Annotated in this window: 19 protein-coding genes; 13 read left to right on the top strand and 6 right to left on the bottom strand. The window is 63.5% G+C overall.

Features of this window, described 5'->3' with window-relative positions; genetic code table 11:
• Positions 1-82 precede the first annotated feature (82 nt).
• A complete protein-coding gene (locus BOH68_RS02720; protein WP_077379275.1) occupies positions 83-1234 on the top strand; it encodes a PP2C family protein-serine/threonine phosphatase in 1152 nt (383 codons plus the stop codon).
• Positions 1227-1781, top strand: coding sequence for an STAS domain-containing protein (locus tag BOH68_RS02725; protein ID WP_077379277.1), 555 nt, complete (start codon positions 1227-1229; stop codon positions 1779-1781). Before BOH68_RS02720 ends, BOH68_RS02725 begins: the two co-directional genes overlap by 8 nt.
• A 116-nt stretch (positions 1782-1897) precedes the next feature.
• On the opposite strand, the gene tal is transcribed toward BOH68_RS02725, so the two are convergent.
• The gene (gene tal / locus BOH68_RS02730; protein ID WP_077379279.1) at positions 1898-2836 is read right to left on the bottom strand and encodes a transaldolase; all 939 of its coding nucleotides are present in this window, start codon (positions 2834-2836) and stop codon (positions 1898-1900) included.
• A gap of 428 nt (positions 2837-3264) precedes the next feature.
• Here tal and BOH68_RS02735 point away from each other — a divergent pair, with 428 nt between their 5' ends.
• The 5 genes from BOH68_RS02735 to pstB all read left to right on the top strand — a co-directional run bounded on the left by BOH68_RS02735 (position 3265) and on the right by pstB (position 9107).
• Positions 3265-4482, top strand: a complete 1218-nt coding sequence (locus tag BOH68_RS02735; protein ID WP_077379283.1) for a Bcr/CflA family multidrug efflux MFS transporter — start codon at positions 3265-3267, stop codon at positions 4480-4482.
• A 124-nt stretch (positions 4483-4606) separates the two neighbouring features.
• Complete coding sequence (locus BOH68_RS02740; RefSeq protein ID WP_077379285.1) at positions 4607-5623, top strand: substrate-binding domain-containing protein; 1017 nt, start codon at positions 4607-4609, stop codon at positions 5621-5623.
• A gap of 129 nt (positions 5624-5752) precedes the next feature.
• Positions 5753-7009, top strand: a complete 1257-nt coding sequence (gene pstC, locus BOH68_RS02745) for a phosphate ABC transporter permease subunit PstC (protein ID WP_077379287.1) — start codon at positions 5753-5755, stop codon at positions 7007-7009.
• Positions 7010-7023: 14 nt separating this feature from the next.
• Positions 7024-8190: a phosphate ABC transporter permease PstA gene (gene pstA, locus BOH68_RS02750; RefSeq protein ID WP_077379289.1), complete on the top strand. Its 1167-nt coding sequence runs from the start codon at positions 7024-7026 to the stop codon at positions 8188-8190.
• A 113-nt stretch (positions 8191-8303) separates the two neighbouring features.
• Positions 8304-9107, top strand: a complete 804-nt coding sequence (gene pstB, locus BOH68_RS02755; protein ID WP_077379425.1) for a phosphate ABC transporter ATP-binding protein PstB — start codon at positions 8304-8306, stop codon at positions 9105-9107.
• Between the two features lie 139 nt (positions 9108-9246).
• Here the strand turns inward: pstB and BOH68_RS02760 are convergent, their stop codons facing one another.
• Positions 9247-10467, bottom strand: coding sequence for an acetyl-CoA C-acyltransferase (locus BOH68_RS02760; RefSeq protein WP_077379291.1), 1221 nt, complete (start codon positions 10465-10467; stop codon positions 9247-9249).
• Between the two features lie 117 nt (positions 10468-10584).
• Here BOH68_RS02760 and BOH68_RS02765 point away from each other — a divergent pair, with 117 nt between their 5' ends.
• The 5 genes from BOH68_RS02765 to BOH68_RS02785 all read left to right on the top strand — a co-directional run bounded on the left by BOH68_RS02765 (position 10585) and on the right by BOH68_RS02785 (position 17738).
• Positions 10585-11187, top strand: coding sequence for a TetR/AcrR family transcriptional regulator (locus BOH68_RS02765; protein WP_077379293.1), 603 nt, complete (start codon positions 10585-10587; stop codon positions 11185-11187).
• A gap of 283 nt (positions 11188-11470) precedes the next feature.
• Positions 11471-13129, top strand: a complete 1659-nt coding sequence (locus tag BOH68_RS02770; RefSeq protein ID WP_077379296.1) for an AMP-binding protein — start codon at positions 11471-11473, stop codon at positions 13127-13129.
• A gap of 100 nt (positions 13130-13229) precedes the next feature.
• Positions 13230-13994 carry an SDR family NAD(P)-dependent oxidoreductase gene (locus BOH68_RS02775; protein WP_077379298.1) on the top strand — a complete coding sequence of 255 codons (765 nt, stop codon included), beginning with the start codon at positions 13230-13232 and terminating at the stop codon, positions 13992-13994.
• A gap of 323 nt (positions 13995-14317) precedes the next feature.
• Positions 14318-16129 (top strand): acyl-CoA dehydrogenase C-terminal domain-containing protein, encoded by a 1812-nt coding sequence (locus BOH68_RS02780; RefSeq protein ID WP_077379300.1) that lies wholly within the window; start codon positions 14318-14320, stop codon positions 16127-16129.
• Between the two features lie 376 nt (positions 16130-16505).
• Positions 16506-17738, top strand: coding sequence for an AI-2E family transporter (locus BOH68_RS02785; RefSeq protein WP_240499591.1), 1233 nt, complete (start codon positions 16506-16508; stop codon positions 17736-17738).
• A gap of 142 nt (positions 17739-17880) precedes the next feature.
• On the opposite strand, the gene trxA is transcribed toward BOH68_RS02785, so the two are convergent.
• Positions 17881-18204, bottom strand: coding sequence for a thioredoxin (gene trxA, locus BOH68_RS02790; protein ID WP_043333971.1), 324 nt, complete (start codon positions 18202-18204; stop codon positions 17881-17883).
• A gap of 251 nt (positions 18205-18455) precedes the next feature.
• Positions 18456-19232 (bottom strand): sulfite exporter TauE/SafE family protein, encoded by a 777-nt coding sequence (locus tag BOH68_RS02795; RefSeq protein ID WP_077379302.1) that lies wholly within the window; start codon positions 19230-19232, stop codon positions 18456-18458.
• A gap of 176 nt (positions 19233-19408) precedes the next feature.
• Between BOH68_RS02795 and cysB the strand changes: the two genes are divergently transcribed.
• Positions 19409-20380 carry an HTH-type transcriptional regulator CysB gene (cysB, locus tag BOH68_RS02800; RefSeq protein ID WP_077379304.1) on the top strand — a complete coding sequence of 324 codons (972 nt, stop codon included), beginning with the start codon at positions 19409-19411 and terminating at the stop codon, positions 20378-20380.
• A 97-nt stretch (positions 20381-20477) separates the two neighbouring features.
• Here the strand turns inward: cysB and BOH68_RS02805 are convergent, their stop codons facing one another.
• Both BOH68_RS02805 and pabB read right to left on the bottom strand, forming a co-directional pair.
• Positions 20478-21104 carry a phosphoadenosine phosphosulfate reductase domain-containing protein gene (locus BOH68_RS02805; protein ID WP_077379306.1) on the bottom strand — a complete coding sequence of 209 codons (627 nt, stop codon included), beginning with the start codon at positions 21102-21104 and terminating at the stop codon, positions 20478-20480.
• A gap of 215 nt (positions 21105-21319) precedes the next feature.
• Positions 21320-22771 carry an aminodeoxychorismate synthase component I gene (pabB, locus tag BOH68_RS02810; RefSeq protein WP_077379307.1) on the bottom strand — a complete coding sequence of 484 codons (1452 nt, stop codon included), beginning with the start codon at positions 22769-22771 and terminating at the stop codon, positions 21320-21322.
• Positions 22772-22853: the final 82 nt, after the last annotated feature.

Genomic DNA, 22853 nt, shown 5'->3' on the forward strand with positions numbered 1-22853 from the left:
GTCGAGGCACGCGGATAGCGCGATGGCGAGGCGCCAGGGTCTGGCAGTGGATTGCGGCACGGGACGGGCATGAGAGGTTGGCATGGCGGATGAGCAAGGCAAGCGTCTGTTGATCGGTCTGATCGATCTGGTCGGTTCGCGGCGTGATGCGCTGGCGACGCTGTTGACGGATGAGCGTTGTGCAGTGGCGGCCTGTGACAGCATTGCAACGCTGCCCAGTGGGGTCGCGGTGGTGGTGGCGCATGTCGAGGCCGTGGCCAGTCAGGAGTGGGCGCGTCTCGCCGAGTGCCTGCCCACGGTGGTCGTGGCCGAGAGTCGCGGCGATGAATGCCTGTTGCCCGCGGTGGAGGCGGGGCTGGTGGATTATCTGATCGCCCCGCGTGAGCATGGCTCGGTGTTGCGCAGTCTGCTCAAGCGGGCGGCGGAGCATCACCAGCTCGCGCATGAACACGCCAAGGCCCGCGCGCGCCTCGAGGAGCTCAATGAGCATCTCGAGACGCATCTGGCGATGCTGCGTCAGGACCAGCTGGCCGGTGGGCAGATCCAGCAACGCTTGTTGCCGGAAAGTGGGCAGAGAATCAATGGCATCCACTATGACTATTGCCTGTCGCCCTCGTTGTATCTGTCGGGAGATTTTCTCGAGTATCAGGCGATCGATGAGCGTTTCAGTCTGTTCTATTTCGCCGATGTCTCCGGGCATGGGGCGTCTTCGGCCTTCGTGACGGTGCTGCTCAAGCTATTGTTCGCGCGTGCGATTCGCCACTGGGAGGAACATACGCCGGAAACCTTCGGTCCTGAATGGCTGGCGTTGCTCAACCGTGAGCTGCTGGACAGTGGCATCGGCAAGCACGCGACCGTGCTGTGCGGCGTGATTGACCGTGAAGCGGCCACGCTGCATTACACCCTGGGGGCCCAGCTGCCGATGCCGGTCCTGGTGACTCCGGAGGGTGGGATTCAGGTACTGGAAGGCAGCGGGCGCCCGGTAGGCCTCTTCCCAGGCACCCGCTATCCGGCGTATCGTGTGGCGCTTCCCGCGCGTTTCCGCCTGTGGCTGGCCAGTGATGGTGTGCTGGAGTGCCTGCCGGGCGAGGCGCTGGAGGAACGAACTCAAGCACTGCATCAACGGATACTGAGCAGTGAGGATGTGCAGGGATTGCGCCGCGGTCTGGCACTGGATGGTGAGCTGCCGGATGACCTTACCCTGATGACGCTGACAGGATTCCATGATGGATGAAGGACGTATCCAGGCCGTGTTCGATGACGGCCTGTTCGTGCTCAAGCTGTCGGGTGACGTACGCCTGACACTGTGTGCCACGCTGGACCAGCAGGTTCAACGCGTGGCAGCGGTCGATGGTCTGGAAAGCGTGATCATCGATCTGCGCGAAGCCACCAACATTGACTCCACTGCACTGGGCTTTCTGGCCAAGCTGGCACTGGCCGTGCGGGATCGTCTGATCCTTCCGGCCCAGGTGGTAGCGGCTCACCCTGATGTGATGACCATGCTCAAGGTCATGGGGTTCGATGAGGTGGCCAGTGTCGTGGATGCCAGTCAGCTGGCGGAGGCGGAGCAGGCCGAGCTGGACAGCTCGGGCTGTGATGACGCCACGGCGGAGGTGCCGGTCGAGGGTGGGGCAGAGGCCTCGGCGAGTCAGGAGCAGGTACTGCGCGGCCGTATTCTCGAGGCGCATCGTCTGTTGATGTGTCTCAATGGCCACAATCGCCTGCAGTTCCAGCCCTTGATCGAGCTTCTGGAAAGCGAGGAGCAGCGCCAGCCGCATTGACGATGCGGGGTGTCGCCTGCACGCAAGAGCGCCTGCCGTGATTCACGGCAGGCGCTCTTCGTTGCTGCGCCAGAAACACGCCCTTGCTCGACAAGGGCGTGTTCTCGACGTCATGCTCAGTGGCTGCGCAGTTCGGCCAGCAGTGACTCGAGCTTGCGCTGATCCGCCATGAACTTGCGGATGCCTTCGCCCAGCTTCTCGGTGGCCATGGCATCTTCGTTCATGTCCCAGCGGAAGTTGGACTCGGTCAGCACTTCCGGCACGTTGCGCTCGGCATCGGCGGCCTGCAGGCGACGCGCCAGCGGGCCCGTGCTTTCGGCCAGCTCACCCAGCAGCGCCGGAGAGATGGTCAGGCGGTCGCAACCGGCCAGGGCTTCGATTTCCCCGGTGTTGCGGAAGCTGGCGCCCATCACGATGGTCTTGTAGCCGTGACCCTTGTAGTGCTCGTAGATGGCCTTGACGGACTTCACGCCCGGGTCGTTGTCGCCGCTGAAATCGGCATCCGGCTGGTTGGCCTTGTGCCAGTCGAGGATACGGCCGACGAAGGGCGAGATCAGCGTCACGCCGGCATCGGCGCAGGCCTGGGCCTGGGCGAAGCTGAACAGCAGCGTCAGGTTGGTACGGATGCCTTCACGCTCGAGCTTCTCGGCGGCACGAATGCCTTCCCAGGTGGAGGCGGTCTTGATCAGGATGCGCTCCTGACCGACGCCATTGGCGGCGTAGCGCTCGATGATGCGATGCGCGCGACGGATGGTCTCGTCGGCATCGAAGGACAGGCGGGCGCTGACTTCGGTGGAGACATAGCCCGGTACCAGACCGGCGATCTCGGTGCCGATATCCACGGCCACGGCGTCCACGGCATCGTCGATGTCGGTGGCCTTGCGCGCGACCTCGGTCAGGCGCTCGCGACGCGACGGGTCCTGGGCGGCCTGCAGGATCAGCGACGGGTTGGTGGTAGCATCTGTGGGCGCGAAGCGACGAATCGCCTCGAGGTCACCGGTGTCGGCGACAACGGTGGTCATGTCCTTGAGTTGGGAGAGCTTGTCCTGTGCCATGCAAGAGTTTCCTGTACTGAGCGCGGGTCGTCCGATGACGACCTTCATGAAAAGGGAAGACGTGAAGGTCTGGGCTACGAAGCGGGAACGACATGGCCAGAGCCTCGACGATGATACTCCATCGGCCGTACCGCGGGGATGTCGTCGCTGTCGGTGTGAACATGATCACATGGATGTGACAACTTCTTCACGTTCGTTACCTCAACTGTATCAATTGTATGGCGGCGCGCCCACTGTCGCGGTCTACCGGCAGACGTGTCCGCTCATGCCTGCGACAGGCTGGCACCGAGGTGTCGGGGACCCAAGGACGGTGAGGGAGCCGGTGAGCGGGCCGATGCCGGCTCCTGGGTCCATGACGTGCCGCATCGTGAAGGATTCTTCAGCAGGCGCATGATCGCGCCGTTATCGTGAAACTCTCGGGAGGGGATGTGGACAAGCGTCAAACCCGTCAGCTGGCCTTGCTGGTCGCTGCCAACACCGCACTGGCCCCCTTGGCCATCGATGCCTATCTGCCGGCATTGCCGGCCATGGCGGAAGCGCTCGACACCAGCGTCCATCATACGGAGCTGTCGCTGTCGATCTTCCTGCTCGGTTTCTCGCTGGGGCAGTTGATCTTCGGGCCGCTGTCGGACCGCATCGGCCGCAAGCCGGTGTTGCTCTCCGGGATCTTCGTCTTCCTGCTGGCGAGTCTGGCGATCACCCAGGTCGACAGTCTCGAAGGCCTCTATGCGTTGCGATTCGTGCAGGCGCTGGGCGGCGGGGCCTCGGTGGTGAATTCCTCGGCGATCGTGCGTGACTGCTTCAGCGGGCGCGAGGCGGCCAAGGTGCTCTCGACCGTCGCGGTGATCATGATGCTGGCACCGCTGATCGCCCCGGCGATCGGCAGTCTGCTGCTGGGCTTGGCGGGCTGGTGGCTGATCTTCGCCTTCCTGGCCGCCTATGCCGCCTTCCTGCTGGTCGTGCTGCCTTTCCGGCTGCCGGAGACACGCCGCCATCGCGAAGCGGATGAGCCTCCGGCCAGCATCGCGCAGGTCGCTCGCGATTACGTCAGCGTGATGCGCCATGGCCCGGCGATGGGCTATGCCATTACCCAGGCGATGGGCTTCGGTGGCATGTTCGCCTTCATCACCGCCTCCCCGTATGTCTACATGGAGCACTTCGGTGTCACCGCCTCCTGGTACCCGGCGCTGTTCGGGGCCAACATCCTGTTCATGTTCACCGCCAATCGCCTCAACGTGCGCCTGCTGTCACGCATGTCGCCTCCACGGCTGCTGCGCATCGGGATCGGTATCCAGCTGCTCGCGGCCTGTCTGCTGGTGCTGGCATTGGCGCTGGGGCTGGATCATCTGGCGCTGATGGCACCCTTGTTGATGCTCTTCGTCGGGGCCAACGGCATGGTCGCTCCCAATGCGATTTCTTCCGCGCTCGAGTACTTCCCCCGTATCAGCGCCACCGCCAACGCCCTGATCGGCAGCCTGCAATTCGCCAGTGGTGCCTTGATCGGCATGCTGATCGCAGGGCTGGCGCTGGACAGCCTGTGGCCGATGATCCTCGGCATGCTGGGCACGGCGCTGGTCAGCAATATCCTGCTGCGCGTGCTGGCGGGGCGTCGCGCCCTGGCGCGTCATGCCGCCCCCTCGGACTGAGGGTCATTGATCACACGGCGACTCGCGATGACTGTCACACGGTTGTCATGAATGCTTGGCAAAGTGCTCCTCGTAGACAAGAAGCCAACCTCAAGGCTCATTCTTTTCGCAAGGAGTTTCAGGCATGAAGGCGTTCCTCAAGTCAGGTCTCGCAGTCGCTGTTCTCGCCGCATCCGTCGGTGCAGCAGAAGCCCGTGAACAGCTGCGCATCGTCGGCTCTTCCACGGTCTATCCGTTCTCCAGCTATGTGGCGGAAGAGCTGGGTGCCACCAGCGACTTCCCGACGCCGGTCATCGAGTCCACCGGTTCCGGTGGCGGCATGAAGCTGTTCTGTGAAGGGGTCGGGGACAGCACGCCGGACATCACCAACGCTTCCCGCCGCATGAAGACGTCCGAGTTCGAGCGCTGTGAAGAGAATGGCGTGACCGACATCACCGAAGCGATGATCGGCTTCGATGGCATCGCCTTCGCTCAGGCGGTCGGTGATGGCGACATCAACCTGACGCGTGAGCAGATCACCCTGGCGGTCGCCGCTCAGGTGCCGGTCGATGGCAAGCTGGTCGACAACCCCTACACCAAGTGGTCCGAGATCGATTCCTCCCTGCCGGATCGCAAGATCACCGTCTATGGTCCGCCTTCCACGTCCGGTACGCGTGATGCCTTCGAAGAGCTGGTGATGGAAGTCTCCACCGAAGAGATGGAAGGCTACGGCGGTGAGGGTTACACCAACATCCGTCAGGACGGCCACTACATCGCGGCGGGTGAGAACGACAACCTGATCATCCAGAAACTGGTCGAGAATACCGATGCCTTCGGTATCTTCGGCTACTCCTTCCTGGAAGAGAACGCCGACAAGGTCGTCGGTGCCTCCATCGATGGCGTCCTGCCGGAAGCCGATGCCATCTCCTCCGGTGAGTACCCGGTGTCCCGCTCGCTGTTCTACTACGTGAAGAACCAGCACAAGGATGACGTGCCGGCGCAGCAGGCCTACAACGACCTGTTCATGAGCGAGAAGATGATCGGTGAGCTGGGCTACCTGAAGGGCATCGGCCTGATTCCCTTGCCCAAGGATGAGCGTGAAGCCCTGCGTGAGCAGGTGAAGAACCGCACCAAGCTGACCCTGGCTGACCTCAAGAAGTAACTGACGCAGCTGACCCACGACGCGGCCGGTTGCCATTGGCAGCCGGCCCGTTTGCATGACGGTCCGCAGGGATATCGGACAGGCAAGTTGCCTTCACTTTGCGGATAACGCGACTCCGGGACTCGAAAGATGCAGACTCAGCAGATCTTTCTCTTCTTCATTGGCATCGTGGCGCTGTCTGGCCTGATTGCCTTCTTCGTCGGCCGAGGCAAGGCGCAGAAGGTGCGTGCCAGCGGGGCAGAGATGTACGCCCAGCCGGATCAATACGGTTGGTTCACCGCCATCTCCTGTGCCGGCCCGGCACTGCTGGTCGGACTGGCCGCCGTACTGGCGATCGCCACGGCCGGGGTATCCATCGAGGGCGCCGAGCTGCTGGCTGCCAGCCTCGTCGTCGCAGGTGTCGGCATGCTCATCGGTCTGGCGCTGGTGAAGCCTGATTTTCACGCGCGCAATGCGATCGAGACATTGATTCGTTATGTGCTGATCGGGGCGGCGATGATCTCCATCGTCACGACGTTCGGCATTCTGGCTTCCATCATCTTCGAAGCCATCCGCTTCTTCCAGATGGAAAGCTTCTGGACCTTCATCACCGGCACCACCTGGGACCCGGGCAACAGCTTCCAGCTGGCAGCCGGCCGTGGCGAGGGCGTCGAGAGCACCGCCAACTTCGGGGCGGTTCCGCTGTTCGCCGGTACCTTCATGATCACCCTGATCGCCATGCTGGTGGCCATTCCCATCGGCCTGCTGGCAGCGGTCTACATGTCGGAATTCGCCCCGGAGCGCGTGCGTACCGTGGCCAAGCCGGTGCTGGAAGTGCTCGCCGGCATCCCGACCGTCGTCTATGGCTTCTTCGCCGCCATCACCGTGGCACCGCTGATCGTCGACATCTTCTCGCCGCTGGGTATCGAGGCGTCCTACAACAATGCTCTGGCGCCGGGACTGGTCATGGGCATCATGATCATTCCCTTCATCTCCTCACTGTCGGATGACGTCATCACCTCCGTGCCGGACACCATGCGTCAGGGGTCTCTGGCGCTGGGCATGACCCAGGGCGAGACCATCCGCAATGTCATCCTGCCGGCCGCGCTGCCGGGCATCATCTCGGCGTCACTGCTGGCCATGTCGCGTGCGCTGGGCGAGACGATGATCGTGGTGATGGCGGCGGGCATGCGTCCGAATCTGACCGCCAACCCGCTGGAAGACATGACCACCGTGACGGTGCGTATCGTTGCCGCGCTGACGGGAGACCAGGAATTCGCGAGTGCCGAGACATTGTCCGCCTTCGCGCTGGGTCTGGTGCTGTTCGTCGTCACCTTGCTGCTGAACATGGTCTCGGTGGTTCTCATCCGCCGCTTCCGTGAGAAGTACAGCGCCAACAATCTGTGAGGCCGAGACAAGACATGAGCCATTCCTTCGACGATATCTCGGCCCAGCTCAAGGGCCGTCATCGCCGCACTCAGCGCCTGAAGTACATGTCCATGGCGGCGCTGGCCCTGGCGGCAACCTTCCTGGTGGTGTTCATCGGCGACATGCTGATGCGCGGCTATCCGGCCTTCCAGCAGGCGGAGCTCAAGGTACCGGTCACCTACAGCGAGCAGTCACGCGAGATTCCGCTCGCGGCGGTGGAAGAGGATGTGCGTGAGCTGGTCAGCCGCGGCTGGCTGCGTCAGCTGCCACGCGAGATGAAGGCCAACCCGGAGCTGCTGGGCCAGACCCTCGAGACCTGGGTGATCGCGGACGACCGGGTGGATCAGTACCTCAAGGGCCACAAGGCGCATCTCAAGCCCAAGCAGATCGCCGTACTGGATCGCATGGTCGAGAACGGCACGGCCGAGCTCAAGTTCAACATCAACTTCTTCACCACCGGTGATTCCAAGATGCCGGAATATGCCGGTATCTGGTCGGCGGCGATGGGCACGATCCTGACGTTGCTGGTCACTCTGGCCTTCGCCTTCCCGGTCGGCGTGCTGACCGCGGTCTACCTGGAGGAGTTCGCGCCGGACAATCGCCTCACCCAGGCGATCGAGATCAACATCAACAATCTGGCGGCGGTGCCGTCGATCCTGTTCGGTCTGCTGGGCCTGGCGATCTTCATCAACTTCTTCGGCATGCCGCGCTCGTCCCCGCTGGTCGGTGGTCTGACGCTGGGGCTGATGACGCTGCCGGTGATCATCATCACCACCCGCTCCGCGTTGCGCAGCGTGCCGGACACCATTCGTCAGGCAGCCTTCGGCGTTGGCTGCTCGCGCTGGCAGGTCGTGCGGGATCACGTTCTGCCGCTGTCATTGCCGGGTATCCTGACGGGGTCCATCATCGGTCTGGCGCAGGCGATGGGGGAAACCGCTCCCTTGATCATCGTCGGCATGGTGGCCTTCATTCCGGATGCACCGACCTCCATCACCCAGGCGGCCACCGTGCTGCCGGCCCAGATCTTCACCTGGGCAGGTGAGCCGGAACAGGCCTACGTCGAGCGGACTGCGGCGGGCATCCTGGTGCTGCTGTCAGTGCTGATCTTCCTCAACGCCGCAGCCGTCATGCTGCGCAAGAAATTCGAGCGTCGCTGGTAGGTCGATGGATCACGTCCCGCCGAGGCGGGACGCACGACATGACCAGACCCACGACTGAACAAGGAATACGAGACATGAACAGCACCGTCGCCACCCCCGCCAAGCCTGTCGCCATGGCACGCCCCGGCACACCGATCGTGACCAACGAAGAGGCCAATCATGAGCTGGCCATCCGTGTGGAAGACCTCAACCTGTGGTACGGCGAGAAGCAGGCGCTGAAGAACATCAACATCGACATCTTCCAGAAGAATGTCACCGCGTTGATCGGGCCGTCCGGGTGCGGCAAGTCGACCTTCCTGCGCTGCCTGAATCGCATGAATGACCTGATCCGCAGCGTGCGCATCGAGGGTCTGGTCGAGATGGACGGGCGTGACGTCAATGCCCGCAACATGGATGAAGTGGCACTGCGTCGCCGTGTCGGCATGGTGTTCCAGAAGCCGAACCCGTTCCCCAAGTCCATCTATGACAACATCGCCTATGCGCCGACCATGCATGATCTGGTCAGCCGTCGTGCCGACAAGGACGATCTGGTCGAGAGCGCGCTGCGTGATGCCGGCCTGTGGGAAGAGGTGAAGGACATTCTGGATCAGCCGGGCACCTCGCTGTCCGGTGGTCAGCAGCAGCGCCTGTGCATCGCGCGTGCGATCGCGGTCAAGCCGGACGTCATCCTGATGGATGAGCCGACCTCGGCGCTGGACCCGATTTCCACCGCGACCATCGAAGACCTGATGGACAAGCTGAAGACCCAGTTCTCCATCGTGACCGTGACCCACAACATGCAGCAGGCGGCGCGTGTCGCCGATTACACCGCCTTCTTCCACATGGGCGAGCTGATCGAGTACAACGACACCAAGACGATGTTCTCCAATCCGCACACCAAGAAGGCCGAGGACTACATCACCGGTCGCTATGGCTGAGGACTGGCGCCGTCTCGGCGCGAATGATTCCCGAAGATGACAGAAGGCCCGGATCATGGATCCGGGCCTTCTGTCGTGTCTGGCGCTTGTCATGTCAGACGTGCTGGAACGCGAGGTTGGCTCAGCCCCCGTTCCCGGCTCAGCCTTCCAGCTCGACGGCGATCGCGGTGGCCTCACCGCCGCCGATGCACAGTGCCGCGATGCCGCGCTTCTTGCCGCGGCGTTCCAGCGCATTGATCAGGGTGACGATGATGCGTGATCCGGTGGAGCCCACCGGGTGACCCTGGGCGCAGGCTCCCCCGAAGACATTGACCTTGTCGTGCGGGATGTCGTGGGCATCCATCGCCAGCAGTGTCACCACGGCGAAGGCCTCGTTGATCTCGAACAGATCGACATCCTCGGTGGTCCACTCCAGTCGCTTCATCAGCGAATCGATGGCCCCGATGGGGGCCAGCGTGAATTCGCTGGGGTGCTGGGAGTGGGTGCTGTGACCGAGGATACGGGCCTTGACGGCCAGGCCACGACGCTCGGCCTCATCACGTCGGGTCAGCACCAGGGCCGAGGCACCGTCAGAGATGGAGCTGGCATTGGCGGCAGTGATGGTGCCGTCCTTGGCAAATACCGGACGCAGCGTGGGAATCTTGTCGAGGTTGGCCTGGAAGGGTTGTTCATCCTGCTCGACGAGACTCTCGCCCTTGCGGCTCTTGACCGTCACCGGCGCGATTTCCGGGGCGATGTCGCCGGCCTCGGTGGCGGCCATGGCGCGCTTGAGTGATTCGATGGCGAAGTCATCCATGCGCTGACGATCGTAGCCACGCGCATCGGCCACTTCCTGGGCGAACACGCCCATCAGCTTGCCGGTCTCGGCGTCTTCCAGGCCATCGAAGAACATGTGGTCCTTCAGTTCTCCATGCCCGAGGCGATAGCCGCCGCGTGCCCGGGTGAGCAGGTGTGGGGCATTGGACATCGATTCCATGCCACCCGCCAGCATGATGCGGTTGGTGCCGGCACGGATCAGGTCGTGCGCGAGCATGGTGGCTTTCATGCCGGAACCGCACAGCTTGTTGATGGTGGTCGCGCCGATGCTGTCCGGGACTCCGGCCTGGCGCATGGCCTGACGTGCCGGGCCTTGCTTGACGCCTGCCGGCAGTACGCAGCCGAAGATGCCCTCATCGATATCGGCGGGTGTCAGGCCTGAGCGTTCGATGGCAGCCTTGATGGCCACGGCGGCGAGCTGCGGTGCGCTGAGGCTGGAAAGCGAGCCCTGCAATCCGCCCATCGGCGTGCGCGCCCCGGACAGGATCACGATGTCGTCAGCGGCGGTGGTGGGGCTTGGCGTGGTGCGGGAAGCGGTCGTCATGACGGTCTCCAGTGTCTTGTTATTGGAAGATCACCTGTGGCGTTCGGCGTTGTGATCACTGCGTGGCTGTGCTTTGATCCATTCAATCCCATAAACCAAGCAAGCGCTAGTTATACGATGAATGTAGCCACCGCCTCACCCCGTCGCAAGGAGCTGGTACGCATCGCCGCCCGTCTGTTCGTGGAGGAGGGCTTCGATCGCACCACCGTTCGCATGTTGGCCCAGGAAATGGGCATCAAGTCCGGCAGCCTGTTCCATCACTTCGCTGACAAGCAGGAAATCCTGTGCGCGGTGATCGAGGAGGGCATGTTCAGCGCACTGGCCATCGCGCGTGAGCATCTCGCGCGGCTGGAAGCCAGCTCAGCCCCCGCATCACGGCATCAGCAGGCGCGAGAGCGCTTGCTGGCATTGGCGCGGGCGCATCTGGAAACCCTGCTGACGGACCGCAATGCGCATGTCGTGGCGCTCTACGAATGGCGTCGCCTCGAGCAAGCCTCGCGGGAGCATCTCGTGCATCTGCGTGACGAGTATGAAGCCCTGTGGCGCGACGCCATCGAGGTGGCCGTCGCCGCGGGACTGCTCAAGGGAGACGCTCTGCTTCTGCGCCAGTTCATGCTGGGGGCGCTCAACTGGAGCGTACGCTGGTACCGTCCCGAGGGTGAGCGTTCCCCGGATGAGCTGGCCGAGGCGCTGGTCGACAGCCTGTGTCGTCTTCCCTGAGCGAGCGTCCGTTACACGGCGTCTGCTACACAGCGTCTGCAACTTTCGGCCAGTCGAGCGCCACAATGCTTGCCGCACGACAGGCTTGTCGCTAACTTGACGTTTACGTTAACTGTAGATGGCTGGCGCCCAGCCATCTCGATCCGCCCCGGAGCGCCACTCAGGAGCCAGTCACGCCATGACGCCAAGCGATACAACAACAAACCGCACGTCACGCGCCGCCTCTGCTGCATATGTCGCTACATCTGCCGCTACATCTGACGAACCTGCGAATTCATCCGCCATGCAACCCGCTGCCAGCCAGACGCTGAGCGAGTATCTGGAACATTTCGACATCGACGCGTTGCGCGATGAACTCCTGACGTCCTCCGGGCAAGGGCACATGGGCAATGCCTTTGACGCCTGCATCGGTCGGCACCTGCGCGCCGGGCAGGGCGAGCGCATCGCTCTGGTCCACGAGGACGAGCATGGCAAGGTACGCACGCTCAGCTACGCCGAACTGGATCTCGAGAGTGCTCGGATGGCCACGGCGCTGGCTGCGCAGGGCGTCGGACCCGGCGAGCGCGTGGCCTGCATGCTGTCGCGTACGCCTGAGCTTCTGATCGCGCTGGCCGCCACCTGGCGATTGGGCGCCATCTATCAGCCGCTGTTCACGGCCTTCGGAACGGATGCGCTCGCCTACCGTCTGTCGCGCGCCGAGACCAGTGTCGTGATCACCGAGTCCGGTCAGCGTGCCAAGTTCAGGGCGCTTGCGAGCCATCCACCGATCATCTGCGTGCGCGGGGAGGGGGAGGCACTGGATGAGGGGGATCTGGACTGGCAGGCCCTGATGCAAAGCGAGCCCCTGGCGCAACCGCCCGTACAATTGCCGAGTGATGCGCCCTTCCTGCAGATGTTCACCTCCGGCACGGTCGGCAAGCCCAAGGGGGTGGCGGTGGCACTGAATGCGCTGCCGGCCTTCTGGCTCTATCAGCGGCTGGCAGTGGATGTGCGACCCGGCGAGCGCTTCTGGAACATGGCCGACCCCGGTTGGGCCTACGGGCTTTACTACGGGATCACGGCACCTCTGTTGCTGGGTGCCACCACCTACTTCATGCAAGCTCCCTTCAGCGCGCAGGGCGGGCTGGACTTCCTGCAGCGCCACGCCATCGACAACTTCGCGGCGGCGCCCACGGCCTATCGGATGCTCAAGGCCTCCGGGCTCGGGGAGGGGGCCTTCGAGCGCCTGACGCTGCGCGTGGCGAGCTCGGCCGGCGAGCCGCTCAATACCGAGGTGGTGGGCTGGGTCGCCCGTGAGCTTGGCTGCACGGTGATGGATCACTACGGTCAGACCGAAGTCGGCATGGTCTGCTGCAATCATCATGCTCTGGCGCATGAGGTAGTCATCGGCAGCGTCGGCTTCCCCTTGCCCGGCTATCGCCTGGCCGTGCTGGACGCCGAATATCGGGAGCTTGCGCCCGGTGAACCGGGCGTGCTGGCGGTGGATATCGCCAATTCCCCTGCCTATTTCTTCTCCGGCTATACCTGGCAGGAGAAACAGCCCTGTGTCGAAGGCTATTACCTGACCGGGGATGTGGTCGTCGCGGAGCCTGATGGTCGCTTCACCTTCGCCGGCCGTGACGACGACATCATCACCACCTCGGGTTATCGGGTCGGCCCGGCGGATGTCGAGAACGCCATCCTTGCCCATCCCGCCGTCGCGGAATCCGCGGCGGTCGGCAAGCCGGATGACCTGCGCGGCGAGATCATCAAGGCCTACGTGGTGCTGCGCGACGGACATGTCGGGGATGAAGCCCTCGCCGAGGCAATACGCAGCGAAGTACGCCAGCGGCTATCAGGCCACAGCTATCCCCGCGAGATCAGCTTCGTGGACCACCTGCCCAAGACACCCTCGGGCAAGATCCAGCGATTCCTGCTGCGCGCCGAAGCTCGCGAGGAGTGAGACCCGCAGCTGCCGCTACGCCCCTTGCGGGCTGTCGCAGGATGATCGTCATTGAACGACCCGGCAGCGGATGCGCCGGGTGCCATCTGGAGAGTCATGCATGAAGATTGCCGAGCACTGCTTCCTGATCACGGGTGCCGCCTCCGGCCTGGGGGCTGCCACAGCGGACCGTCTGGTGGCCGCCGGTGGACGCGTCGTACTGGCTGACATCTCCGAGGCCGCACGCGAGCATGCCGCGGCACTCGGTGCGTCGGCACGCTTCTGTCATTGCGATATCACCGATTCCGAGAGCGTGAGCGCGGCGCTGGATGTCGCCGAGCAGAGCTTCGGAGCCCTTCATGGCGTGATCCACTGCGCGGGCGTGGTGAGCGTCGCCAAGCTGGTGGATCGCGAGGGGGAACCGGCGCCGCTGGAAGGGTTCGAGAAGACCCTGGCCATCAATCTGAGCGGTACCTTCAACGTGGCGCGTCTCGCGGCGGCCCGCATGGCGCGCAATGTGGCCGAGGGGGAAGACGGAGAGCGCGGCATCATTCTCAATACCGCTTCGGTCGCGGCCTTCGATGGCCAGATAGGGCAATGTGCCTACAGTGCTTCCAAGGCCGGGGTGGCAGGCATGACCCTGCCGATGGCACGCGAACTGGCGCGTCACGGCATTCGTGTGATGGCGATTGCCCCTGGCGTGTTCGAGACACCGATGATGGCAGGCATTCCGGAGCCTGCTCGCGAGGCGCTGTGCGAGGCCGTTCCGTTTCCCAAGCGCCTGGGGCGGCCCGATGAATTCGCTCGCCTGGCCGAACACATCATCACCAACGGCATGCTCAATGGGGAAGTGATCCGTCTCGACGGCAGCATCCGCATGGCCTGAGCCTGCCGTCTCGCGATCACGCACGACGACCTGAAAGCAAGGAATCTCTGGGGGAGATATTGCTCGACCACATGAGTGGTCGGGCTTTTTTGTGTCCGCGTGCCACCAATGTCTCACGGCCACGATCAAACGATCGCTTGACTGACGATCGGGGTGGCGCTAATTTCAAACGAATGTTTGATAGTGGTCGGGTCGATCCCGCGAAAGGATCCCGCTGCCACGCCCCCATTCATGTGCATAGCCACCATTTCCCGCTTTCAGATGCTCGGAAGTGGCTGTGTCAGGTCATCGCCGCCGCGTCGCGACGGCACAAGGAGTACAGCATGCCCGACTATCAGGCGCCCTTGCGCGATATTCGCTTCGTGATGAATGAGCTGCTCGACTACCCCGCGCATTACGCCCGCCTGCCGGGTGGCGAAGATGCCAGTGATGACATCGTCAGCGCGATTCTCGAGGAAGGGGCACGCTTTGCCAACGAGGTGCTGACGCCGCTCAACCAGTCGGGCGATCTCGAGGGCTGTACCTTCGAGGGGGGAGAGGTGAAGGCGCCGCGTGGCTTCAAGGCCGCCTATCAGCAGTATGTCGAGGGCGGTTGGCCGAGTCTGGCAGCCTCACCGGAGCATGGTGGCCAGGGCCTGCCGCCGTCTCTGGCGATGGTGCTCTCGGAAATGGTCGCCTCCGCCAACCTCTCGTGGGGCATGTATCCGGGGTTGTCACATGGCGCGATGAACGCCCTTGAGCACCATGGCAGCGAGGTGCTCAAGCAGACCTATCTGACCAAGCTGGTCGAAGGCCGCTGGACCGGCACCATGTGCCTGACCGAACCGCACTGTGGCACGGATCTGGGGCTGATCAAGACCCGCGCCGTGCCACTGGATGACGCCGATGGCAGCAAGGGGTACGCCATCAGCGGTACCAAGATCTTCATCTCCGCCGGCGAACACGATCTCTCGGAGAACATCGTGCATCTGGTGCTGGCCAAGTTGCCGGACGCGCCGGAAGGCTCACGCGGCATCTCGCTGTTCGTGGTGCCGAAGTTCCTGCCGGATGCCAGTGGCGAGGCCGGAGAGCGCAACGGTGTCAGCTGTGGCTCCATCGAGCACAAGATGGGCATTCACGGCAACGCGACCTGCGTGATGAACTTCGACTCCGCGATCGGTTATCTGGTCGGCCCGCCGCACAAGGGGCTGGCCTGCATGTTCACCATGATGAATGCCGCGCGGCTTGGCGTGGGCATCCAGGGCGTGGCGCTGGCCGAGGCCAGCTTCCAGAATGCGCTGAGCTATGCGCGGGACCGTCTGCAGATGCGAGCTCTCTCGGGGGCCAAGGCGCCGGAGAAGGCAGCCGACCCGATCATCGTGCACCCGGACGTACGGCGCATGCTGCTGACCCAGAAGGCCATCGCCGAGGGCGGACGCATGCTGGTGATGTACGCCGCCCAGCTCAATGATCTTGTCGAGAATGCGTCGGACAGCGAAGAGAAGACTCGTGCCGACACGCTGTTGGGCCTGCTGACGCCCATCGTCAAGGCCTTCCTGACCGAGACCGGCTTCGAGGCGACCAACCATGGGGTGCAGGTGTTCGGTGGCCACGGCTTCATCCAGGAGTGGGGCATGGAGCAGTTCGTGCGCGATGCGCGCATCACGCTGCTCTATGAAGGCACCACCGGTATCCAGGCGCTGGACCTGCTGGGACGCAAGATCCTGATGAGCCAGGGCGAGTCGCTCAAGGTCTTCACCAAGGAGATCCACAAGTTCTGTCAGGCCAGCGATGGCAGCGAATTTTCCTCGCCACTTGCGGAGCTCAACCGCGAATGGGGTGAGCTGACCATGGCGGTGGGCATGGGGGCGATGCAGGACCGCGAGGCGGTCGGTGCTGCCAGTGTCGATTATCTGATGTATGCCGGTTACGTCACGCTGGGCTACCTGTGGGCGCGTGCCGGTGAGACCGCCAGGGCAGCGCTGGCATCTGGCACGGGAGACGCGACCTTCTACCAGGCCAAGCTGGATACCGCACGCTTCTACTTCCAGCGCATCCTGCCGCGTACCCAGGGGCATGCCGCGATGATTCGTGCCGGCGGCGAGACGCTGATGGCACCTGCGGTGGAGGGCTTCGGCAGCGGGTTCGAGATCTGATCTCACGTCCACACGCTGAATTCGGTCTGTTTGTCAGGCAATCATGTGCCTCCAGTCAGTGCGCTCTGACTCGGATTTCTCGGGGAGACTTCGGTCTCCCCTTTTTTGTGGCGGGTCATTCATGCACGGGGTCGCGCCGGTCTGCAGAACATTCTCTTCTCTTTGTGTCCCGCGCTTGGCTTGTGACGGTCAGACGCCCAAGATAGTCGCAGTGACAGCCTGTCCCGCCCAGTGCGCGGGAGATGACATGCGGGACTCAATTTGCAGTAACTGACAGGATAGGTGGCGCAGGATGCAGGCTAACGATACCCCTGAAGAGGCCGCGCAGGAGTCAGGGCGGTCCTCCCGCTCTGAGCAGGCCTCATCGAGGCCCGAAGTGCCGAGCAGTGAGGGCGGCGACGACGCGCATGACATGATGGTGGGTGAGCCGAGCAGTGTCAGCGAAGGCACTTCCGCCGAGGAGGCCGTGGCACGCATGCAGGTGCCGCGAGACGAGCGTCAGCAGGAAGCGCTGGAGCTTTCCGGGCGTTCTCGCCATGTCCCCAAGGTCCGCAAGGCGCTGGAGATCCATCCGCTGCTGGTCGGCATGGCCGCGCTGGTGGTGATCATCGGTGGCCTCAAGATGGCGGCAGACCTGGTGGTCCCCCTGCTGATGGCGGTGTTTGTCGCGGCGGTCTGTGATGCGCCGGTGCGCTGGCTGGCCCGACACGGCATCGGCCAGCGTTTCGGGGTGCCCATCGTCATCCTGACGGTCTGCATCCTGTTTTCCTCGCTGGCGGCCTTGCTGGTCTCACGCTTCACCCTGTTCAGCGATGAGATGCCCAAGCTGGAGGAAAGTCTGCGGGAGCAGTATCAGAGCATGCTGGAATGGCTGGCAGGCCACGGCGTCTCCATCGCGCCGGCGCGCTTCAGTGAGCTGGTGGATCCGGCATCGCTGACACAATGGGTGCCCAACCTGCTCACCGGGCTGGGCGGCCTGCTGTCTTCCAGTGTCATCATCGTGCTGACGGCCACCTTCCTGTTGTACGAAGCCCTGTCGCTGCGCGACAAGCTGATCACCACTCTGCGTAGCCCGCATGTCAGTCTGCGTCGCTTTACGCTGTTCTCGTTGACGCTGCGACGTTATCTGGCGGTCAAGACGTTGATCAGTCTGGTGACCGGTGCGCTGGTCGGCATCAGCTGTCTGGCACTGGATGTGGAGTTCGCCTTCCTGTGGGCCACGCTGGCCTTCTGCCTCAACTACATTCCCAATATCGGGTCGGCGCTGGCCGCGGTGCCGGCAGTATTGCTGACGCTGGTGATGCCGGAGGGTGGGGCAGTCAAGGCGTTGATGCTGGGCGGCTGCTACCTGGCGATCAATTTCATTCTCGGCAACATGATCGAGCCGCGCGTGATGGGGCGGACGCTGGGGCTGTCGACACTGGCCGCCTTCCTGTCACTGGTGGTGTGGGGCTGGGTGTTCGGCCCGGTGGGGATGCTGTTGTCGGTGCCGATCACCATGACGCTCAAGATCGCCTTCGACTCGCACCCGGGCACGCGCTGGGCGGCACGCCTGCTGGGACCCTCCGCCAGACGCATTCGACGTCGCCGACGCATGGCGGAGGAATAGCGCGTCGGCAAGGCGTTTAGCCCGCGCCCCCTGAATGCAGAAGGGAATGCAGAAGGCCCCGTCACGTTGAGCGTGACGGGGCCTTCTGGTGTTCATCTCGTGCCTGGTGACTGCCGGGGCAGCCAACTTCGAGCGGACCGGTTTAGAGGTTCTGCTCGATGAACTGGCTCAGTTGTCCCTTGGACTGGGCACCGACCAGCGAGGCGACCTTGGCGCCGGACTTGAACAGGATCACGGTCGGCACGCCACGCACGCCTTGCTCGGCGGCGATTTCCGGTGCGTCATCGACATTGACGTTGACGATCTTCAGGCCTTCGCCCTTCTCGTTGGCGACTTCTTCGACGACCGGCGCCATCATCTTGCACGGGCCACACCAGGGCGCCCAGAACTTCAGCAGTACCGGGGCTTCAGCGTTGAGAACTTCCTGTTCGAAGTTGGCGCCGGTGACATCGACGTGATTGGACATCTTGTTTCTCCAGGGGATTCGTTTCGCTGTCTGCGGCATTGCCGGACATGCAGGCTGCGTCCGATGGTAGCGCCACTTTCCATCACTGACAAATGGGCATTGTCCATCGACTCAATAGCACGGGGTTATGATCGTTGGTATTTTTATAGCTGTTTTATTGGTTGGAGGGAATAGCCACGCAGCAGGCAATCACGATTGCCTGCTGCGACATTGGTCTGGATTACGCGTGCAGCAGCAGAGGAAGGGCGGGATCAGAAGAAGGCGTAGCGGATGCCAAGCCCCAGCAGCAGGGTGGTGAGCAGCCCCTGCAACAGGCTGCCGGGCATGTGGCGCGTCAGGCGTGCGCCAAGGCTGATGGCAGGCAGGGAGCCGACCAGCAATGCGCCGAGCAGCAGGAAATCGACATTGCCCAGCCATAGATGCCCCAGGCCTGCGACCAGTGTCAGTGGCACGGCGTGGGCGATATCGGTGCCGACGATGCGTGCGGTACTCAGAAGCGGGAACAGCATGATCAGCACGGCCGCCCCGAAGGCACCGGCGCCGACGGAGGACAGGGTGACGCATACGCCCAGCACGATGCCCGACAGCACGGTCAGCGGTGCCGCATGCCGCACGATGAAGCTTTCCGGACTGATCAGGCCCAACAGGCGTTTCTTGAACAGCAGCACGCCGGCGGTGAGGATCAACATCACGCCCAGCATGCCCTTGATCAGGCCTGCGTAGGCGGTGGGGTCCGTGAAGAAGGCATGCAGCACGCCGATGGTCACCAGCGCGGCGGGGATGGAGCCCAGGGCCAGACGACGGGTGATGGTCCAGTCCACATGCCCCTGGCGATGGTGCGCGAAGGCACCGCCGGCCTTGGTGATGGCGGCGTAAAGCAGATCGGTACCGACCGCGACATGCGGCGGAAAGCCGAACATCAATAGCAGCGGTGTCATCAGTGAGCCACCGCCCACGCCGGTGACACCGACCGCAAAGCCCACTCCGGCGCCTGCCAGTACGTATAGCAGCAGCTGTGTGACATCCATCCCTTGTCTACCCCTTGTCAGGTTACTGCCGTCAATCTACTCTTGACTGTATATTCCCGAAAGGAATCATTGTTCATGATTTTATCGCCCGATCATCTTAGCAGGGTGAACGGCCATGTCCGGGCCACTGTCGCGCTCTCCCGCGTCGACGGGGCTTCTCAGGAGAGTGAAGTCGCATGAAACTCCAGCAGTTGCGTTACATCTGGGAAGTGACCCGACACAATCTGAACGTGTCAGCGACCGCTCAGAGCCTCTATACCTCACAGCCGGGGATCTCCAAGCAGATTCGTCTGCTGGAGGATGAGCTGGGCGTCGAGATCTTCGCGCGCAGTGGCAAGCATCTGACGCGCGTGACGCCGGCGGGTGAGTCGATCGTCGAGCTGGCAAGCCAGGTGCTGCGCACGGTGGAGAACATCAAGCATGTCGCGCAGGAGCACAGCGATGATCGCCGTGGCAGTCTGGCGATCGCCACCACCCACACCCAGGCACGCTATGCCCTGCCGCCGGTGATCGCCGATTTCACGCGCAAGTACCCGGATGTCGCGTTGCACATGCAGCAGGGCACCCCGAAGCAGATCGCCAACATGGTCAGTGAGGGGCAGGCCGATTTCGCCATCTGCACCGAGTCGCTGGAGCTGTTCAACGACCTCATCCTGCTGCCGTGCTACCGCTGGAATCGCTGCGTGCTGGTGCCGAAGGATCATCCGCTGGCCAATGGCGAGGAGCTGACCCTCGAGACACTGGCCAGCTATGCGCTGGTCACCTACACCTATGGCTTCACCGGGCGCAGCCAGCTGGATGATGCTTTCAAGTCACATGGCCTGGCACCCAATGTCGTGCTGACCGCCTCGGATGCCGATGTCATCAAGACCTATGTGCGCCTGGGCATGGGTATCGGCATCGTCGCGCACATGGCGGTGGACGAGGTGGCGGACGAGGACCTGGTGGCGCTGGATGCGACGCATCTCTTCGACAGCTCGACGACCAAGATCGGCATTCGTCGCGGCACCTTCATGCGCAGCTACATGTTCGAATTCGTCGAACGCTTCGCGCCGCACCTGACACGCGATCGTGTCGAGGCGGCACTGGCCGCCGGCCCGCGTCATGAGCACGAGATCTTCCACGATATCGAGCTGCCGGTGCGCTGAGTGCCGGTGGGCTGAGTGCCGCTCGCCTGACCTGCCATTGCGCAAATGAAAACGCCCGCCTCCTGAGAGGCGGGCGTTTTGCGTGTGGCCGACAGTATCAGTGCGCCAGGTGCAGGCCACACTCACGGTTGTCTTCCGCCTTGGTCGGGTCGACGTAGTCGAACTCGTTGGGCAGGTCGTGGGCGACCAGATACTCGTGCATCTGCTTGGAGGACCAGTGGAGCACCGGTGCGACCTTGATCAGGCCATCGCCGTTCAGCGAGACCGGCTGCATGCCGGCACGGAAGGCGGTGTCACTGGCGCGCACGGCGGTGAACCACATCTCGGGGTTCAGCTCACGCAGGGCACGCTCGAAGGGCTCGAGCTTCACTTCACGGGTGAAGGCCTCGTGGCGCGGGTCATCGATATGCGGCGTGAGGCCATCGACGGCTTCACGGTGCGCGCGGGTACGCTGCGGCAGATAGATGATGCGATTCAGGTTCAGCTTGCGCGTCACCTCATCGGCGAAACGATAGGTGGCATCGGTGTTGTAGCCGTTGTCCATCCACACGATGGGGATGTCAGGACGGAAGCGCGTCACCATGTGCAGGATCACCGCCTCGAAGGGGCGGAAGTTGGTGGTGCAGATGGCGTGCTTGTCCAGCGACAGAGCCCAGCGAGTCAGGGCTTCGGGGTCGTTGCCGAATTCGGCATTGATGCGGGCGAGATCGAAGGTATCGGACATGAGGAGTCTCCAGAACGAGGGCACGTCCGATGGAGCGGGGCGCAGGGCTGATCAATGGCCAAAAAAGGCCATCAGCAGAGGCGGGTAGCGCTCAAGGAGACGTGCAGGAATGCGCCTACCCTATCAAAGGCGGGCACTGCTTCCCCAATACGAATTCGTTCGATCGTTATATGCCATCGAGTTATGGCGCTCATGACGCCTTATAACGCAGTCTGTCAGCCGAGTGCTTCCATCAGTCGCTGGATCTTGGCCAGGCTTTCGCGGTATTCGGCCTCTTCCTCGGAATCGGCGACCAGGCCGCCGCCGCCCCACAGGTGTACCTGGCCCTCGGCGATCACCGCCGTGCGGATCGCGATGGAGGTATCCATGTGCCCGCGGATGTCCAGGTAGCCGAGGCTGCCGCAATAGGCGCTGCGGCGAACCGGCTCCAGCTCCTCGATGATCTGCATGGCTCGTATCTTGGGCGCGCCGGTGATGGAGCCACCGGGGAAGGCGGCGCCGAGCAGATCCAGCGCATCGCGCCCTTCCTCCAACGTGCTGGTGATGGTGCTGACGGAATGGTGCACGTTGGCGTAGCTCTCCAACGCGCACAGCGATGGCACCTTGACGCTGCCGGGCGCGGAGACACGCCCCAGATCATTGCGCAGCAGGTCGACGATCATCACGTTCTCGGCGCGGTCCTTGGGACTGGCCAGCAGCTCGGCGGCCAGTCGGGCGTCCTCTTCCGGTGTCGCGCCACGTGCGCGGGTGCCCTTGATCGGCTTGGTCTCGACCGCGCGGTGATTGACCTCGACGAAGCGCTCCGGCGAGACGGAGACGATGGCCATCTCCTCGCCCTTGGCGTCCTGCCAGCTCAGATAACCCGCATAGGGCGTCGGCGTGGCCTGACGCAGGCGCAGGTAGGCATCCCAGCTGTCGCCACTGCAGTCGGCGGAGAAGCGCTGGGTCAGGTTGATCTGGTAGCAGTCACCAGCGTGCAGATACTCCATCACCTGACGGAAGCGTTCGCCGTAGCCCGCGCGATCCAGCAGCGGCGAGAAGGGGGTGTCGAGGGCGAAGTCGGCGCGGCTCGGCGCCGGTTGCTCCAGCCACTCAAGCACCTGCCTGCGCCGTTGGGGCGAGGCGATCAGCCAGCTCTGCTGACGCTGATGATCACTGATCAATGCCCAGTCGTAGAGACCGAGGCGTGACCAGGGCAGGGCGATGTCGTCCTCGGCCGTGGCGGGCAACGTCTCGAGTGCGCGCCCGAAGTCATAGCTCCAGTAGCCCAGCAGGCCGGCGATGAACGGCAGGTCCTCGGCGCTCAGGTCATGCTGGGCGAGCTCTTCGCCTGCCAGCGTCTGCGGCAGCAGGGTCAACAGCTGGCGCTGGGCCTCGATCACCGGCAGGCGGGCGAGGCGCTCCAATGCTTCACTGAACTGGCTCAGGTCACGCATCGACTCCGGCAGTGGGCCGGTGAGCTTGCCGCCATGCGCGCCTTGCTCCAGCACGGCCAGCGGGTCGCTGCTGATGATGTCGAAGCGACCGCCGGCCAGTGAAGGCTGGCCGCTGTCGAGCAGCACGGCGTCGGGGCGCGTACGCAGGCGTGCGAAGCGCGACAGTGTGGAGGCCTCGTCCTCGGCGGAGAGGGCGTAGGGCAGGGCAGTGATTTCGAGCGAGATGGTCATGACAGCTTCCGTTGGCGGACAGGGCATTCTAGGCATCCAGACGCGTTTTGTCCGCCCATGCGTGCGGATTCCGATGAGGGGC

This window comes from Cobetia sp. MM1IDA2H-1 (genome assembly GCF_002916775.2).
GTDB lineage: Bacteria > Pseudomonadota > Gammaproteobacteria > Pseudomonadales > Halomonadaceae > Cobetia > Cobetia marina.